This window comes from Chitinophaga terrae (ex Kim and Jung 2007), from assembly GCF_900107795.1.
GTDB lineage: Bacteria > Bacteroidota > Bacteroidia > Chitinophagales > Chitinophagaceae > Chitinophaga > Chitinophaga terrae.
This window is the reverse complement of record NZ_FNRL01000022.1, coordinates 39,741-53,158: the sequence shown is the minus strand read 5'-3', so window position 1 is coordinate 53,158 and position 13,418 is coordinate 39,741. Positions and strand designations below refer to the sequence as shown.

10 protein-coding genes are annotated in these 13,418 nt (G+C 46.8%); 7 read left to right on the top strand and 3 right to left on the bottom strand.

The window, feature by feature from the left end; translation table 11 throughout:
- Window positions 1-3 precede the first annotated feature (3 nt).
- On the bottom strand, window positions 4-1,137 hold the full coding sequence (locus tag BLV62_RS20400) for a histidine decarboxylase (protein ID WP_089763777.1): 1,134 nt from the start codon (window positions 1,135-1,137) through the stop codon (window positions 4-6).
- Between the two features lie 164 nt (window positions 1,138-1,301).
- Between BLV62_RS20400 and BLV62_RS20395 the strand changes: the two genes are divergently transcribed.
- The gene (locus BLV62_RS20395) at window positions 1,302-1,775 is read left to right on the top strand and encodes an Lrp/AsnC family transcriptional regulator (protein ID WP_089763776.1); all 474 of its coding nucleotides are present in this window, start codon (window positions 1,302-1,304) and stop codon (window positions 1,773-1,775) included.
- Here BLV62_RS20395 and BLV62_RS20390 read toward each other — a convergent pair.
- The gene (locus BLV62_RS20390) at window positions 1,764-3,728 is read right to left on the bottom strand and encodes a tetratricopeptide repeat-containing sensor histidine kinase (RefSeq protein ID WP_168927924.1); all 1,965 of its coding nucleotides are present in this window, start codon (window positions 3,726-3,728) and stop codon (window positions 1,764-1,766) included. The two genes, BLV62_RS20395 and BLV62_RS20390, sit on opposite strands and share 12 nt — an antisense overlap.
- 808 nt (window positions 3,729-4,536) lie before the next feature.
- Here BLV62_RS20390 and BLV62_RS20380 point away from each other — a divergent pair.
- The 3 genes from BLV62_RS20380 to BLV62_RS20370 all read left to right on the top strand — a co-directional run bounded on the left by BLV62_RS20380 (window position 4,537) and on the right by BLV62_RS20370 (window position 7,199).
- Complete coding sequence (locus tag BLV62_RS20380; RefSeq protein WP_089763773.1) at window positions 4,537-4,812, top strand: Rdx family protein; 276 nt, start codon at window positions 4,537-4,539, stop codon at window positions 4,810-4,812.
- Window positions 4,813-4,894: 82 nt separating this feature from the next.
- Window positions 4,895-6,076, top strand: coding sequence for a BamA/TamA family outer membrane protein (locus tag BLV62_RS20375; RefSeq protein ID WP_089763772.1), 1,182 nt, complete (start codon window positions 4,895-4,897; stop codon window positions 6,074-6,076).
- Between the two features lie 94 nt (window positions 6,077-6,170).
- Window positions 6,171-7,199 carry an outer membrane beta-barrel protein gene (locus BLV62_RS20370; protein ID WP_089763771.1) on the top strand — a complete coding sequence of 343 codons (1,029 nt, stop codon included), beginning with the start codon at window positions 6,171-6,173 and terminating at the stop codon, window positions 7,197-7,199.
- Between the two features lie 71 nt (window positions 7,200-7,270).
- On the opposite strand, the gene BLV62_RS20365 is transcribed toward BLV62_RS20370, so the two are convergent.
- A complete protein-coding gene (locus tag BLV62_RS20365) occupies window positions 7,271-8,221 on the bottom strand; it encodes an aldo/keto reductase (protein ID WP_089763770.1) in 951 nt (316 codons plus the stop codon).
- Between the two features lie 142 nt (window positions 8,222-8,363).
- Here BLV62_RS20365 and BLV62_RS20360 point away from each other — a divergent pair, with 142 nt between their 5' ends.
- From BLV62_RS20360 to BLV62_RS20350, 3 genes are read left to right on the top strand one after another with little or no spacing between them, the layout of a single operon-like run.
- Entirely contained in the window at window positions 8,364-8,732 is a 369-nt protein-coding gene (locus tag BLV62_RS20360) for a hypothetical protein (RefSeq protein WP_089763769.1), read from the top strand.
- Window positions 8,733-8,768: 36 nt separating this feature from the next.
- Window positions 8,769-10,166, top strand: coding sequence for a TolC family protein (locus BLV62_RS20355; RefSeq protein WP_089763768.1), 1,398 nt, complete (start codon window positions 8,769-8,771; stop codon window positions 10,164-10,166).
- An 11-nt stretch (window positions 10,167-10,177) separates the two neighbouring features.
- Entirely contained in the window at window positions 10,178-13,396 is a 3,219-nt protein-coding gene (locus BLV62_RS20350; protein ID WP_089763767.1) for an efflux RND transporter permease subunit, read from the top strand.
- The last annotated feature ends 22 nt before the right edge of the window (window positions 13,397-13,418 follow it).

Genomic DNA, 13,418 nt, shown 5'->3' with positions numbered 1-13,418 from the left:
TGTTTATGCAGGAACTGCCGCTTCCTGTTGCAGTGCAGCCACAAACCGGTCTATTTGGCTTTTTCCTATCCCCGGCATGCAGATAATATGCGAGATGCCATTTTCTGCCGCCAGCTGGAACTGCCTGCAACACACAGCGGAAGGCGCGGGAAATACCACCGTGATCGCATTGGGATTCCGCCAGGCGGCAATCCCGGTTTCGTTCAGGCGTTCCACCGCATAAGCTGCGGTTGCCAGGCTGTTTTCCGCCCTCATCTTCAAACCGGTTATTCCCATACTTTTCAGCGCATACCAAAGGAACAAAGGACTATGCCCATTCCTGGAACCGGTAATGGTAGTATCTAGCGTTCCTATGTAAGCCACAGACCTGGCTATCCTGTCGCGATGCGTCTTCTTGGCCAATACCACGCCACAGGGTATAGGACTGCCGATAAATTTATGCCCGCTGATGGCAATGCTGTCCACTCCGTCGGCAAAATCAAAAGCCGGGCGAGGGTCCAGGAAGGCTGCATAACTGCCGGATAACGCACCATCCGCATGGATATAATGATGCCGTATAGCCAGTTTCCTGAGTATCGCTTTGATCTCTGAAACATTGTCCCTGGCCTCTGTCATAGTGGTGCCAATGTTGGCCAGGATGATCACCGGCAAGTGCCGGTTTGGCCTGATTGCTTCTTCCAGGTCGTCATAATCCATTTCCCCGTTTTCCTGGCATTTAATAATGATACCGGGCAGGTTTAAAAGATGTATGTTCTTTTGAACGCTATAATGGGTGGACTCAGAATAATAGACCATGCCTTTCGGATAGATCTCCCTTGCGAGGTACAACCCGTACAGGTTTCCTTCCGAACCGCCGTTGGTAACATAGCCCCAGTAGTTATCCGGTTCTGCCCTGAAAAGATCTGCGAAGAAGCTGATCACATATTTCTCCATTTCCCGGCTTCCTACAGCGTAGGTAGAAGAAATATAGGGATCTCCCAGGTTGTTCAATGGATATTGCAGGAAAGGAAAGAGGGGAGAATAATCAAAATCTTTTGCCACCGGGTATCCCAGGAAGCTGGTCGTAAAACGTTCACAGTCGGATAACAGGTTATTCATTTCCACAGCATCAGCCGCAGATAATGTAAAGTCATTCATAAGCGTTGTTTACAGGTGTATGATACTGCGAATGTAAAATTTAATAAGCTAATAAAACTTTGATGTAAGTTTATTTGGTAAAAGAATACTGTTTTTTAAATATTAGTAGTTCAATTTTGCTATTTTCTGCATATTGCAGTTGGTATTCAGAAAAAAATTACTTTATGGAAACTTTTGATTTGACAGATATGAAGATCCTGCGGGCATTGCAGGACGATGCAAGGCTGAACACCAAGGAAATTGCCCATAAGATCGGTTTGTCGGTAACGCCTACCTATGAGCGGCTGAAGAAGATAGAAAGATCGGGTGTGATACGGCAATATGTGACTTTGCTGGACGCAGAAAAAATAGGCAAGGCCCTGACAGTGTTCTGCAATGTATCGCTCCAGCTGCATTCCCAAAAGCTGATACGGCAATTTGAAACGGCCATCAGGAAAATGGAAGAAGTAATGGAATGTTACCACCTGGCAGGAACATACGATTATATGCTGAAAGTTGCAGTGGCAGATATGAAGAGCTATCAATATTTCCTTACAAATAAACTGGCAGCCGTAGAAAATATTGCCCAGGTTCATAGTTCATTTGTGATGACACCTGTGAAATACACTACCAGCTACCCGCTGGATCTATCTTCTTAAGATCTGTACGCCGGTAACCGGGTGATCTTGTACGATCATGGTAGAATAGGGACGGGGGCCCTGGTCTGGCTCGTCCGCAACGGGTATGGTGAACGAAAAACGGCTTCCTTTACCCGGGGTGCTTTCAAACCAGATCTGTCCATGATTTCTTTCTATGAAATCCTTCGAGAGGTTCAAGCCCAGGCCACAGCCTTTTTCATTTTTTGTACCATTGGTAGAATAGTAGATATTGGAGAAGATGCGATGCTGGCTTTCAACCGGAATACCCATTCCATTGTCCTGGACCACAACTTCCACCCGGTATTTCTGAACGGTCGCGGTTACAGATATTTCGCCACCCGCCTGGGTGAATTTGATCGCATTATTGATCAGGTTCCTCAATACCAGCTGGATCATATCGGGATCGGCATACACCATAATGCACTCATCAAACTTGTGATACAGGTTGATATCCTTCTGCTTTGCCAGGGTTTCCAGCAATTCAAATTCCCTGTTGAGCAGGTGGGTCAGATCAAAGTCGTCCGGTTTCACACGAATTCCTTTCATCTGGTTACTGGCCCACTGCAGCATATTATCCATCATATAGGCCGTGTTCTTCACATCTCTCCAGAGTTCATCTGTATACTTGTTAAACTGCGAGGCATCTATCTTTTCATCTTTCAGCAGGAAGAGCAAGCCTTCAAGGATGGCGAGCGGCGACCTGAGGTCGTGCGAGATGACGCTGAATATCTTGTCTTTCACCTGGTTCAGGCTTTCCAGTGTGTTGTTCTGCTCCAGGATGATCTGGTTCTGTAACGATACTTCCCGGTTCTTGTTATTCAGTTGCAGGTAGAGTTCCTGTTGTTTTTTATACAGGCGGTAAACCATTACGGTGATCAGCAGCAGGGCAAGGAACAGAGCGACGGCAGATAACACCAGCACCTTCTGTTGCTGTATGGTGGCCAGGTGCATATGCTGTTCCTTTTTCAGCATAATATTCTCCCGTTGTTTTTTCTCCGCTTCATACTTTTCCTGGCTTTTGGAAATGAGTCTCCCTTTTTCAGCGCTGAAATAATCGAAGCTCCGGGTACTGAATTCCTTATAGCTGTCGAAAGCTGAAGCAAAGTCTTTACGGGCAGAATCCAGCTCATATTTGACCTTGTAATAGATCATTTCGTTCTTCGCATTTTGCAAAGTAGCATTGCAGCTGTCTGCCAGCGCGAGGTTGCGGGCGGCTTCTTTAAGGTTGCCATGAAAGATCTGTACTTCTGCCAGGTTCATGCTGGCTTTGGCAATACCTGAAAGATTCTGTGCCTCCTGGTAGTATTTGAGCGAAAGGGTATGATAACGAAGGGCTGCTCCCAATTTCTGTTGCAGCATGGATACAATGCCCAGGTTCTCGTATGTATAAGCAAGACTTTTATGGTCTTTCAGTTCCAGTTTGATCTTTTCCGCTTTTTCTAAAAATAGTAATGCCGAATCCAGCACCCGCAAAGCGATATAGGCGGAGCCGATGTTGTTTAACGTTTTTCCGATTTCGGGACGCTCATTACTTTTCTGGCGTATTTTTAACGCTTTATGTAAATAAGGAAGAGCCTCCCTCGGGCTGTTCAGTTCTGTGAAAATATTCCCTATATCGTTATTGAGAACACCGAGTACATAATCATCTCCCTGGGTTTCGGCCAGGCGCAGCGATGATAATGTCAATTGCATTTGTTGATCAAGATTTCCTTTGGCGTTTTCTACCAAAGCCAAATTGCGTAATGCCCATATTTTACCTTTAATAAAATGGAGACTATCACTGATCTTTAAAGCTTCGTTGGCATACGCGGCCGCTTTTACCGGGTCTTTCATGAAATAGTTCCTGGAAAGCGAATTGAGCGTATTGATCCTGGTTGTGTCTTTTGGGCTATGCTGTACAAGTGATAATTCTAACGAATCCTTCGCCTGCTGTGCAATCGCTGGTGCCAGCAAGTGGAAAAGAAAGGGGATTATGAGGCAATTCTTCAGAGGACTGGCCTGCAGCATAATGTGTCTTAATGTTGGCTGAGAAAAGAGCGAAAGTTATGGGGTATATCACCCTAACATTGGTTAAAAATAGAAATAATATAGGATGATTCAAAACAGCATTGGTAAAAAAGTAGGTAACAGGACTTATTTTGTTGGTATATCTGATTATAAATCATCAATTAGGATCGTATCTTTCGCGAAATTATTTTTTTCTTATGACTGTGAAAAGAGACGACTTAATAGATGTGGTGGGCTTTGGAATTATCATACCTGTAATGCCCCGGTTGATCAAGAACTGACCGGTCAGGGATTACGTGATTCCTTGCGTTATGCAGGCTGGTTAATGGCCGCTTAAGCCATCAATCAATTTATCATGTTATTTTATTTTGCCTGGATCGCTGTTACGGGAAAACAAGAGAACGTTCGACTGGAAACAGCCTACCCCCTGGGTTTTTAGTTGCATCAGCGTAAAACCCCGTGATTTCAGGATTAATTGTAGCTTTGGTACTGACATACATGGCAGGTTATGCGGTGCAGTTGACATGGAATTTTTATACCATAGAAAAATCTAGATGGTCAGAAAAAGAAGTAGGTTATTCGCTTATGTTTGTGGGAGCGATGGTAGCTGCCGTGCACTTGCAGCTATTTCCCGGGCGCCCCGTTCATCGCGGGAAGCGTATTGCTGGTAACAGGAGTGTTCATAGCAATATCATCGTTATCGGGTCGTCGATTAGTTGCAACAAAATAAGTTTTTAATAAACAAGGTATGCCAATGAAACCTGTTATTTCCATAGAATACTGCCCAAAATGTGGATGGCTGCTCCGGGCTGCCTATATGGCGCAGGAACTGCTTACCACGTTTACCGGTGAGTTGGGCGGCGTTACATTACAGCCCAGCGAAACCGGCGGCACATACATTATCAGGCTGGGAGAAGAAGTGATATTCGACCGCCGCGAATCAGGACATTTCCCCGAAATAAAAGCATTAAAGCAATTGGTCAGGGACCTGGTTTGCCCCGATAAAAGCCTGGGGCATTCTGACAGATAAGGATATACGAATTGCGAACGCCTGAACAGGTAATTTATTTTGCCTGAGCTTCGTAATTCGTATTTCTTTACATTTGCACCCTATGTGTAAAAACCTCCATATCATAGTCTTATTCCTGTTGTTTGCAGTCAGCGCCCAGGGTCAGTTCATTGTCCGCGATACTTCATCCGCTCCATCTTCTTTAACAGATACCGCCTGGCTCCGCAGGAAAAGTTTTTTTCCATTACCCGTTTTAGGTTACTCCCAGGAAAAAGGGCTGGAGATCGGGGTAGCCATGCTCTACTCGTTTTATACAGACAACAAGAATCCCGACCGTGCTACGAGGAATTCTACCATCAATCTCATTCCTGCGATCACTACAGAAAATCAGTTTAAAATAGACCTGAAGTCCAACATCTGGACCCGTGGAAACATCTGGCATATCAAATCCAATCTCCGCTATCATAACTTTCCCCTTTACTTTTTCGGCATCGGGGACGAGACCCATTACAACGACCGCTCCCTGCTGAACAATACCAGGTATAAAGCCCAGGTGGAAGCTGAAAGACTCGTTGGCGGCCACTTCTATGTTGGCGCTTCCATTCTTTACCAACATGATACTTACAGCAGCAAAGATGATAAGGGCATTTATAACAGCCTTTCGCTGGTCGACAAAGCAGGAGGATACGTAACCTTCCTGGGATTGACAGGTATCTTCGATAACAGGGATAAAGAAAACTATACGCGCAAAGGCTGGATGCTGAAATTGAACGCAGCTTACGCGCCTTCTTTTTTAAGCAAACATCCTTTGTTTAAACTGGATGCGCAGGGAGTGCATTTCATCTCAATTTCTCCCAAAAGCACCCTGGGACTGAATGGCCTGTTTCAAACCCTGCAGGGCAGTGAACTGCCGTTCTATTTGCTGCCGGAAATGGGGAACGACCTGATGATGCGCGGTTATTATACGGGCAGATACCGTAACCAGAATTACCTGGCCGGCCAGGCAGAATATCGTTACCTTATTGATCCTAAACTCAGAGTACGGTTATGGTTTATAGACCTGAAACCAAAATTTGCACTGGCGGCGTTTGGCGGCGCGGGTTCCGTGTTCTCCAATCATGATTTCGGATTATCCGGGTTCAAGCCCAGCTACGGCGCTGGTATCAGGTATTTTTATGATGAAAGTTCCAGGCTTACTATTCGTTTAGACTATGCAGTGGGTGAAAAACGTGCAGGAGAGCCGCGTCAGAAAGGGTTTTATTTTTCACTGGCGGAAGCCTTCTGATGATACTTGATTTTTGTGATGTAATGGTGATGGTTATGTGCTATTAATTTGTTAACTTTCAATAGATTGATTCAATACACCAAAACCATCGCATATGAAAAATCTAACCCTGTTTGTTGCTGCCTTGTTGTTGACTGCAACTACACTCTCGTCACAGGCCCAGGATAACAATGGCAGTTCCCGCCCGCATTCTAAATTTTACCTGAAAGCTGCCGGTGGTTATTTCTTTAGTGTGAGCCCGGGACAGTTCCCGAATGTAGGGCCTTACCCGCCACAGGATCTGCGTACCCAGTATAACCCGACCAATCCTTCACACCCGCTCGATACCATTTCCAGGAAGGTATTGACCGGTTCCTACGGGGAAGGAGTAAGAGGCGGTTTGACCTTTGGTTACAATATCAACAAATACCTGTCTGTTGAAGGAACATTCAATTATTTCAGCAGCCGGAAAAACCTGATGACAAGGCAACAAACCTTGCTTGCAGGCACCACTACGCAACTGGGACATGTTGAATCACGCGGTCATGTTAATGCCGTCGATTTTGCGCCCAGCCTGGTCGTGAGCCCGGGTTACGAGAAAATTAATCCTTATGTTCGCTTTGGCGTGGTAGTGCCGTTGTGGGGTCGCCTTTATATTGAAACGGATGCTTCACAGACATCTGCCGTTCCTGCTGGCTTGCCGGTGCCTCCGGGTTCCCAGATCTTTACCACCATCAACAGGAAAGAAGAAGTTAAACCCAACGCTACAATCGGCTTCCAGGGCGCGTTAGGCGTGTCGTTCATGCTCTCTGACCGTTTCGACATTTTTGTTGAAGCAGAATACAGGAATGTTCCTGTAAGAAGCAAATCAAAAGAGATCACCCGCTACGAAGAAGTGAACACCCTCGTGGCCTCAAATGGTACCCCGATCAGGGAGTTGTCGCGCAGGAACCTGAATGATCTCAGCGTTGCAGAGAGAAATACTGAGTACGTAACCATCCTTGATCAGAACTCGAACACGCCTGTCAACCAGCAAGGGGCGAAGGTGATCTATAAAGATGAAAACAGGCCATCTAACGACCTTAAATCCTACATCAACATCGGAGGTCTTGGTGCAAATGCAGGGATTAAATTCCGCCTGTAATTGCTTATAAAGAACAAAGGAGCGGAATACTTTTCCGCTCCTTTGTTCTTATCTAACCTATATCAAAAATATTAGTATGCACTGGCTTCGTCCAGCAGTGCCACCTCTTCGGCGCTTAACCGGAGCTGTACTCCTTTGATCAGTTCCTCCAGCTGTTTGCTGTTGGTAGCGCTGGCAATCGGAGCCGCTACCGCAGGTCTTGTCAGTAACCATGCTAAAGCAACGCCGCCCAATGTAGCCTGCTGGCTGGCGGCTACCTTATCTAACGCTGCCAGGATACGAAGGCCGCGGTCATCCAGGTAGCTGAGCGCTTCCTGGCCCCTGGCAGCGCTTTTAGCCGCATCTTCCCTGGTTCTGTATTTTCCGGTCAGGAACCCGCTGGCAAGCGAATAGTAAGTGATAACGCTCACGTTATTCTCTTCGCAGATCTTTGCATAGTTCTTTTCATAACCTTCCCTGTCGTAAAGGTTGTATTCAGGCTGCAACGTTTCGTACTTTGGATAATTGTGTGCAGCACTGGCCCTGAGGCTTTCTTCCAATCTTTTGGGCGTCATATTCGATGTGCCGATCACTCTTACTTTTCCTGCTTTCACCAATTCCTCATAGGCGGATAAAGCTTCTTCAACCGGCGTAGCATCGTTGTCGTAATGCGTTTGATAAAGATCTATATAATCTGTTTGCAGTCTTTTCAAAGAAGCTTCAGCTTCTTTCAGTATATAATCTTTTGTTACATTGATGCCTTCTCCCATATCCGCACCTACTTTCGTAGCTACTACAATCTTATCGCGCTTCCCGCTTTTCTTCAGCCATTTACCTATGATCGTTTCCGATTCTCCGCCTTTATTGCCCGGAACCCATTTCGAGTATACATTAGCGGTATCTATGAGGTCGAAACCTGCATCCACAAATTGATCCAATAAAGAAAAAGAAGTGGCCTCATCTGCCGACCAACCAAAAACATTACCGCCAAAAGCAAGAGGGGCAACAGAAAGCCCTGATTTTCCCAATTTCTTTTTTTCCATAATAAACAGTTTATCGATTCTTAAAAAAGGGTGATTTATTGTAAGTTAAACAGTTTATCAATGCCGTTCGTGGATTAAAATTTGGTTAAAAAAATTATGACTATTATCTTACAACGCCAGGTATTGAATATCTTAGCTATAGATGAAATTGTTCAGGCAAATACTTTTGTTGTTGGTTGTTGTATTAGCATTGCCGCAATGGCATGCTGAGGGCATTTCTATTCAGCAATCAATTCCTGCCTTCCGGCAACAACATCATTCAGCCTCTGCACATGCCCATATTAAACCGCTTCGTTTAAAAGCTACTTTAACAAGGCATAAACGCAGGCCCGTTGCCTTGAATGATTATTACAATCATGACAGGAGTTTAATCCCGCTCACTACCGAAATTCCATACTCCGTTCAGGCAATTGATAAAGTTCAGAACGGTTATTACTTCAATCCTTATCTCAGCATTCCTGTAGCGCTCCGAAGCTGGAGAGGCCCGCCAGCAGCCATTTCGCTCATATAATCTTTTTTAATTCATTTTATTTTTTCTGGCGATTTTATGATAAAACATATTATCGCGGGGAAGTTGTGTGCCTTGCTATGCCTGTTATGCTACACATCTTCTTCCGCACAATCAGCAGCGGATAGCTTTTCGCTGCACCGGGCTATTGCGCTTACCATGGAACATTACCCGGCTATCCGGGCTAAAGCATCGCAGGTAAAAGCCGGTGAAGCTAATCTTACTGACGTAAAACATAACTGGTACCCGGCTCTCCGGCTTCACGAACAGGTAGACGTAGGTACAGATAACAGCATCTACGGATCTTATTTCACCATGGGAATGATCCCTTCTACATCCGGCGGTATAAGAGCCGCCAACAACAGTTCTTTGATGAGTGGCAACATTGCTATGGCCGCCATGCAATGGGAGATCTATAACTTTGGCGGCTATGGCAGCCAGCAAACAGAAGCCAGCAAAGCGCTGCAGGTTTCAAGATCCGACCTGCACAACCTTGCCAACCAACTTACGGTATCCGTTATCACTCAATACCTGGAATTGTTGAAGTATCACGCATTACAGCAGATCGCTGAAGACAATGTAAGAAGAAATGCTTCAGTGGTACGGGCGGTTACAGCAATAGTACTGCATGGTCTGAAACCAGGAGTAGACAGCGCCGTGGCGGCAGCAGAACTTTCAAAGGCCCGGTTAAACCTGCTCGACATCCACAACAAATACGAACAGGTAAGAGTACAGTTATCCGTGCTCACAGGACTTGATACCTCCAACATCCGGCCTGACACAGTCAATACAGACAGGTTGATCGCCTTGTTGCAGCATCAGCCGGGCGATAGCGTTCAGCAACAACACCCGATGCTGGAATACTATAACGCCATCTACGAACAACAAACGGCAAAGGAAGCAGTCATCCGCAAATCTACCCTGCCTAAGGTAAACCTTATGGCGGCAGGTTGGATGCGCGGTTCCAGCGGCAGTTTCAACGATGTTTATGATAAAAACCTGTGGAGTGGTTTAGGCTATAGCAGGTATAATTACCTGTTAGGTTTGGGTATCACCTATAACCTGGCAGACCTGAAGCGGACCAGGGAAAAAGTGGCGGTACAAAAATACCAGTCTGAAACCGCAGCGCGACAAATGGAAACCATCAAAACAAATCTCGATGGCATGTTGCAGCAATCGCTGACGGATCTGAAGATTTCGTCTGAAAAGCTGCAGGAACTGCCTTTACAACTGAACGCAGCCAAGGCAGCCGCCAGGCAGAAAATGGCGTTGTACAGGGGCGGGTTAACCAACATCATTGATGTGACCACAGCCTTATTCGTCCTGAACCGCGCGGAAACAGATCTTGTAATGACCCGCGACGCTGCGTGGAAAGCGCTGTTCAGTGCGGCCTACGCCAGCAACAGCATAGAACAATTACTGCCCGAACTGAACTAAACGCTTAAATTATGTCTCTAGTTTCTTCTGCACTAAAGAAGCCGATCGCCGTTATTGTAATAACAGGCGGGCTGCTGCTTTTCTCTGTGCTCTCGATATTTAAAATACCTATCGACATCTTTCCCAAACTCAACCTGCCAACCATATACGTAATTGAACCGTATGGAGGGATGTCGCCCCAGCAAATGGAAGGTTTCTTTGCCACCCGCTTGCAGGACCAGTTCCTGTATGTGAACGGGGTAAAAAGCATTTCTACCAAGAACATCCAGGGGCTTACGTTACTGAAACTTACCTTCTACGAGAATACCGATATGGCGGAAGCCTCCGCACAGGTAGCGTTACAGGTTAACAGGGCAATGAAGTTCTTCCCGCCGGGTGCATTACCGCCGCAGGTAATGCGTTTCGACGCATCTTCGTTGCCGGTAGGAGAGCTGGTGTTCAGCAGCCCTACCAAATCGCTGAAAGAAATATACGACCTCGCTGCAACACGTATCAGGCCTATGTTTGCATCGGTGCCGGGGCTTTCGGCTCCTCCGCCTTTCGGAGCCAACTCAAGATCGGTGGTAGTGAACGTTGATCCGCAGAAACTGCGCAGCTTCAATCTCAGCGCCGATGAAGTAGTAGAAGCCATTGCAAAGAACAACGTAATGACGCCCTCCGGCAATATCAGGATCAACAACACCATGTATGTGACCACTATCAATTCGCTGGAGAAACAGGTATCTGATTTCGGTGAAATACCCATCGTTACAAACGGCAACAATACGGTTTTTATCCGTGATGTGGCCAGGGTTTCAGATGCTGCCGACGTAACGGTCGATTACGCGTTAGTGAACGGAAAAAGATCGGTATACATTCCCATTGTTAAAACAGCAGATGCCTCAACCTGGGATGTAGTGAAGACGCTGAAATCGAAGATCCCCGAAATGCAAAGTTTATTGCCGGATGATGTAAAGATCTCTTATGAGTTTGATCAATCGGTGTTCGTGATCAATGCCGTAAAAAGCCTTGTAACAGAAGGGATCCTGGGAGCGTTGCTCACAGGCCTGATGGTGCTCCTGTTCCTGAGGGATCTGCGCAGTTGCCTGGTAGTAGTGGTTACGATCCCCGTAGCGGTGCTTTGCGCGGTAATGGGATTGAAGCTTGCCGGTCAGACCATCAACATCATGACGTTGAGCGGCCTTGCGCTGGCCATCGGTATCCTGGTAGACCAGGCTACGGTAACGATCGAGAATATTCACCAGCATATGGAAATGGGGAAGAATAAACGTCGGGCGATCTATGATGCCTGCGCGGAAATATCCTTCCCGTTATTACTGATCCTGCTCTGCATCCTCGCGGTTTTTGCGCCTTCCTTTATCATGAACGGTGTGCCCAAGGCCATGTTCCTCCCGTTATCGTTGTCTATAGGCTTCGCAATGATCGCTTCTTATTTCGCCGCGCAAACACTGGTGCCGGTAATTGCAAACTGGTGGCTGGGAGAAACAAAGCATAGCCATGCCGGGCTGGCGTTAGACAAACAGGAAGTGGAAGAAGTGGATGAACACCTGGAATATGAACAACATCATGAGGTAAGAGGATTTGAAAAGTTCAAGCTGGGCTTTATGCGCCTCCTGCAAGGCGGAATGAAACGGGCAGGCTGGGTGGTAGCCGTTTACCTGTTGGGCGGCATTGCGCTGGCCGGCGCCTGTTATTTCTACATCGGGAAAGACCTGATGCCCCATGTGAATGCAGGGCAGTTCCAGTTGCGTTTGCGGATGCCCGACGGCACCAGGCTGGAAAGAACAGAAGCGGGATTGCACGAAGTGTTGAAGATCGTAGACAGTACAGTAGATGGTCATGTGGCTATTTCCTCCGCCTACGTTGGTCTTATTCCCAGCAGCTACGGAACAAGCAACCTGTATATCTTCAACAGCGGTACGCACGAAGCAGTTTTGCAGGTCAACCTGGATGAAGACTATAAAGTCAACATAGAACAACTGAAAGACCAGTTAAGAGAAGCGATACGCAAAAAGATCCCGGATATGAGAATTTCTTTTGAGCCTATAGACCTCACGGAAAAGATCATGAGCCAGGGCGCTTCAACCCCAATAGAAGTAAGGGTTGCAGGCAAGGATATGAAGCAGATATCAGGGTATGCGAACAAGCTGGTTAAAGCCCTGCAGGATATACCATTCCTGCGCGATGTACAGATTGCCCAGCCATTGCATTTCCCTGTGATCAGTATCGATATCGACAGGTTGAAACTGGCGCAGATGGGATTGAATATCTACCAGGTTGCCAGGTCTGTTACCGCTTCTACTTCATCGAGCCGTTTTACGGAAAAGAACCAGTGGCTGGATGAAAAGGTAGCTTACACTTACCAGGTACAGGTCCAGGTTCCGGAATACAGCATGACGGCGATCAACGACCTGAAAGAGATCCCGCTGGTGAAAGGTCAATCGAGGCCTGTACTGGCGGATATTGCTACTTTTCGCCTGACGGAGATGCCGGGAGAATACGACAGGGTAGGACCGCGTAGGTTCGTTACTGTTAGTGCCAATATCAGGGATAAAGACCTTGGCGCCGCAACAACTGCTGTGCAGGCCGCGATCCATGAATTGGGCGATCCGCCTAAAGGGTTGGTAGCAGAACTGAAAGGCGCTTCCAGTTTGCTGGTAGAAACGCTGGATAGCCTGCAGGGAGGTTTGCTGGTGGCTGTTATCGTGATCTTCCTGCTGCTGGCGGCCAATTACCAGTCGTTCAAACTTTCGCTGGTGGTGTTAACCACGATCCCGGCCGTAATTGCCGGGGCTTTAATTGCCTTGCTGCTTACCGGGGCCACGTTAAACCTGCAATCATATATGGGTATGATCATGTCTACCGGGGTGTCGGTAGCCAATGCCATCCTGATAGTAACCAATGCGGAAAAACTCAGGTTGGAGTATGAAGATCCCTATAAAGCCGCAGTGGTAAGCGCAGGTATCAGGTTAAGGCCTATTCTGATGACCAGCCTGGCCATGATCGCTGGTATGATCCCCATGGCAAGCGGGCTTGGAGAAGCGGGCGATCAGACAGCGCCTCTTGGAAGAGCGGTGATCGGGGGATTGATCGCTTCCACGTTGGCAGCATTGCTGGTACTTCCGTTGGTATATGCACTGATGCAGCGCAAAGCTTCTTATACTTCTCCTTCTTTAATGCCATCTGAACCTATTATTAAAATAAATAAATTAGAAAATGAAGTCATTTAAAATAATCATAAACGCCTTTCTT